The organism is Streptomyces sp. MK37H, assembly GCF_018035285.1.
Classification (GTDB): Bacteria; Actinomycetota; Actinomycetes; order Streptomycetales; family Streptomycetaceae; genus Streptomyces; species Streptomyces endocoffeicus.
This window is the reverse complement of the sequence record NZ_JAAAYH010000604.1, coordinates 1-4150: the sequence shown is the minus strand read 5'-3', so window position 1 is coordinate 4150 and position 4150 is coordinate 1. Positions and strand designations below refer to the sequence as shown.

At 71.2% G+C, this 4150-nt stretch carries 4 protein-coding genes and 1 pseudogene; 1 reads left to right on the top strand and 4 read right to left on the bottom strand.

The window, feature by feature from the left end:
• The 4 genes from GWI24_RS41390 to afsQ1 all read right to left on the bottom strand — a co-directional run.
• On the bottom strand, positions 1-450 hold a 450-nt coding region (locus GWI24_RS41390), incomplete at its 3' end, for a VanZ family protein (RefSeq protein WP_210951177.1).
• 206 nt (positions 451-656) lie between these two features.
• Positions 657-1271, bottom strand: coding sequence for a hypothetical protein (locus GWI24_RS41385; protein ID WP_210951176.1), 615 nt, complete (start codon positions 1269-1271; stop codon positions 657-659).
• The gene (locus GWI24_RS41380) at positions 1268-2827 is read right to left on the bottom strand and encodes a cell wall metabolism sensor histidine kinase WalK (protein ID WP_247617601.1); all 1560 of its coding nucleotides are present in this window, start codon (positions 2825-2827) and stop codon (positions 1268-1270) included. The genes GWI24_RS41385 and GWI24_RS41380 overlap by 4 nt, the downstream gene beginning before the upstream one ends.
• A 304-nt stretch (positions 2828-3131) precedes the next feature.
• Positions 3132-3809, bottom strand: a complete 678-nt coding sequence (afsQ1, locus tag GWI24_RS41375; RefSeq protein ID WP_171072689.1) for a two-component system response regulator AfsQ1 — start codon at positions 3807-3809, stop codon at positions 3132-3134.
• Positions 3810-4010: 201 nt separating this feature from the next.
• Here afsQ1 and GWI24_RS45950 point away from each other — a divergent pair.
• Positions 4011-4150, top strand: a pseudogene (locus GWI24_RS45950) (SigE family RNA polymerase sigma factor); the annotation flags it as partial.

Here is a 4150-nt window from a genome sequence, read left to right as displayed (position 1 = left end):
GCGGAGCCACGCCCGTACGGCGGGCACCACCAGCACATGCGCGAGGGCGACCCCGACGGTGTTCAGCAGCACCGCGTCCACGTTCATGATCTGCCCGGTCACCTCGCTGCGCAGCAGCGCGAACCCCATGGCCACCATCGCCCCCGTGAAGGCCGTACGGACCAGCGAGGCCAGCGGATACGCCTCCACCCGGCCCCCGGCCAGCGGCAGCAGCACCCCCAGCGGCGCGAGCAGCAGCAGCCCGCCCCCGATGGAACGGGCGGCCGACCAGGGGCTGAGCGCCAGATCGGCGCGGATGGTGGCCAGTGGTTCGAGGGTCGCCGCGGACACCCAGGGGACGTTCACCGGTCGCAGGGTCAGCCAGCAGACGAACGAGAGGTGTGCCACGAGGAGCACGAAGCCCGCGACGCGGTAGCGGAAGGCGGCCCTGCGGCCGAAAGGACCCTGCACGAAAATCAGGACGCCGCACGCGGGGGTCGCGGTTCCGCACCCACCCCGCTGGTCAGCACCTTGTTACCGACAAGTCGCCGACCTGGGACGGGGCGGTACCGACAGGTAACGAATCAGGACACCGGGCCCCGGAGATCAGCACACCGGGACCCGAGAGTTCAGGACACCGGAAACGGCGGGGTTCAGGACACCAGAAACCGCGGGGTTCAGGACACCAGGACCCCGGAATTGACCGCGATCATCGGATTGCGGCGCATCTCCTCGGTGCACTGGTACGCCTTCAGCGGATCCCGCTGGCTGTCCGGGCCGCCGAGCACCACCTTGCCGTCGTCACCGGCCACCGTGGTGTCCGCGAAGGTGCAGACGATCTGGGCGAGCGCCAGCGACTGGATCTCCTCCGGCGGCCGGTTCAGCCGCAGCGCGCTGTCCGGGTCGCCCTTGGCCGGACCGGAGATCTCCACCCAGTCCTCGACCGCCGTGGAGAACCCGGCCGACACCTCGGCCGCCGTCGGCGGCAGCCGCAGCTGCTCCAGCAGCGCCCGGGCGACCCGCACCGGCTCCCGGGCCGTCTTCTCGTCGCCCTGCCGGGTGGTCCTGCTCACCGACAGGATCCGCGAGGAGCACAGCAGATAGATCCGTACGGAGACCCGGCCCATCCCCTCGGCGGCCCGCTCCGACTCCGGCGCCCGGCAGGACGCCCGCGAGGGCGCGGCCCCGGCGTCCACCGGCACCGAGGTGCCCCGTATCCCGCACCCGGCCGCCAGCAGCGCGACCGCGCCGGTCAGCAGGAGGGCGGCCGACCGGGTCCAGCGCGCGCTCATGGCCTGCCCTCCTCGTCCCGGCCCGTGCCCGTGCCCGTGCCCTTGCCTTTCCCTTTGCCCTTGGCCCCGCCGCCGTCGCGCTCGCCCCCGGCGGAGCCGTCGCGGTCGCGGTCGCGGTCGCGCTCGTCCTCGGCCTCGTCGGAGGCGATCCGGGAGGTGTCCATCGGCAGCCGCAGTGTGAAGACCGCCCCGCCCTCCGGCGAGTTCGCGGCGCTGATGTCGCCGCCGTGGATATGCGCGTTCTCCATCGCGATCGACAGCCCGAGTCCGCTGCCCTCCGAGCGGGGGCGGGACGCGCTCGCCTTGTAGAAGCGGTCGAAGACATGCGGCAGCACATCCTCGGGGATGCCCGGACCGTGGTCCCGGACCTTGATCAGCAGCTCATCGCCTTCGGTGCGCACCGAGACCCGCACCGGCGAGCCGCCGTGCTTGAGCGCGTTCCCGATCAGATTCGCCAGGATCACATCCAGCCGCCGGGGGTCCAGCCGGGCCACGATCCCGCGCGCCGCGTCCAGCTCCACCGCGTCCAGCCAGGCGCGGGCGTCGATGCACGCCGTCACCTGGTCGGCGACATCGACATCGTCGAGCACCAGCCGGGCGGTGCCCGCGTCGAAGCGGGTCACCTCCATCAGGTTCTCCACCAGGTCGTTCAGCCGCCGGGTCTCGCTCACCACCAGCTGCACCGCCGGAGCGATCATCGGGTCGAGCGAGTCGGCCTCCTCCTCCAGCACCTCCGTGACGGCCGTGATCGCGGTGAGCGGGGTCCGCAGCTCATGCGACATGTCCGCGACGAAGCGCCGACTGGACGCCTCCCGCGCCGACAGCTCCGCCACCCGCTTCTGCAGCCGCTCCGCGGCCCGGTTGAAGGTGTGGGAGAGATTGGCCAGCTCATCGGAGCCGGAGACCTGCAGCCGGGTGTCGAGATGCCCCTCGCCCAGCCGGTGCGCCGCCTCCCCGAGCCGCTGCACCGGCCGCAGCACCGTGGCCGCGGCGGCCTGCGCCAGCAGCGCGGCGCCGATCAGCGCGAGCCCGGTGGCGATCCCCAGCGACCAGGCCAGGGAGTTCAGATCCTGGCGCTCGGTGTCCAGGGACTTGAGCATGTAGCCGGTCGGCCCGCCGCCGTTCACCTTGGCCCCGCCGACCAGGTACGGGGTGCCGTCCAGCGTGATCCGCTGCCAGTAGAGGTGGTACGGGGCGGTGTTCCCCTTGCCCACCGGGCGCTTCTGGTCCACCGCGCGCCGCAGCGAGGAGGGCACCGCATCGAGGGTGAACAGATCCTTGTCCGAGGCCGCCGGGCAGCTTCCGGCGTCCTTCGTCCGGGTGATCAGCAGCACCTCGTACTTCTGGGTGTTGTCCGCCATACGACCCGCCGCCTCCCGCAATTCGGAACAGGTGGGGAGGGAGGGCAACGGGTCGGTGTCGTCCTTCAGCGACTTGCGGAACTCGTCCAGCGCCGCGTCCTGGGTACGGGTCAGCACCGCGTCCCGGTTCAGCCAGTACGCGATGGCGGACGCGGACACGGCGGCGGTCAGCGCCACCAGGCCGAAGACCAGCATCAGCCGTAGCCGGAGGCTGAACCACCGCAAGAGCCCCGCGGCCCAGCCCCGGGCTCGACCGGGCTCGTCGCTCACTGCGCTCAATTCCGTACTTCTCCGCCCCCGTGTGCGACGCACATATCGCTCACCGCGCTGATCCGTTCGCTTCTCCGCCCGTGCGGCGAGGGTGCGGGCATCGCAGTCGTCCGCGGTCCGGCGGCCGCACGTGCGTCGCTCACTGCGCTGATCCGTTCGCTTCTCCGCCCGTGCGGCGAGGGTGCGGGCATCGCAGTCGTCCGCGGTCCGGCGGCCGCACGTGCGTCGCTCACTGTGGCGTGTCCAGCCGGTACCCGACACCACGCACCGTACGGATCAGCGTCGGTGACGACGGCACGTCCTCCACCTTCGCGCGCAGCCGCTGTACGCATGCGTCGACCAGCCGCGAGTCCCCGAGGTAGTCGTGCTCCCACACCAGCCGCAACAGCTGCTGCCGGGACAGCGCCTGCCCCGGACGGCGGCTGAGCTCCAGCAGAAGCCGCAGCTCAGTGGGGGTGAGCTGGAGATCCTCGCCGTTCTTGGTGACCGTCATGGCCGCGCGGTCGATCAGCAGATTGCCGAAGGCCGCGGAGTCATTGGCCTCCCGCTCCCCGCGCCGCAGCACCGCGCGGATCCGGGCGTCCAGCACCCGGCCCTGGACGGGTTTGACCACATAGTCGTCGGCACCGGACTCCAGGCCGACCACGACGTCGATGTCATCGCTGCGCGCGGTCAGCAGGATGATCGGCAACTGGTCGGTACGGCGGATCCGGCGGCACACCTCGAAGCCGTCGATCCCGGGCAGCATCACATCGAGCACGATCAGATCCGGCCGCTGCTCACGCAGCAGTTTCAGGCCGTCCTCGCCCGTCGCCGCGGTCGCCACACGGTGGCCCTGGCGAGACAGCGAGAGTTCGAGGGCCGTGCGGATGGCGTCGTCGTCCTCGATCAGCAACAGGAAAGGCACGTTGGTCATTCTGGCCTACAAGGGGCCTGTAGTTCGACCGTCAGGGGTTTATCGGTCCGATCGCCTGTGACGAGCCTGTGACAGTCGGCAGACACCCCCATGAAACTGGCCCGGCAAAGTCTTCTGTGCACCGGGCGGAACACCACCGGCCGGGGCAGCCAGAAGCCAGACCGACCAGGCTCCATCGACGGGGGGCGCGAAATGAGCACACTGCACTTCTCCACCACCAGCGCAGTTCGCACGCGCCTCCACGACGCCGGGCGGGGCAATGAGAAGTCCGGTGCCGTGAGCGGGCGGGGGTGCGCTCGCGGCGCCGGGCGTCAGCGGCCTCCTTACATGGT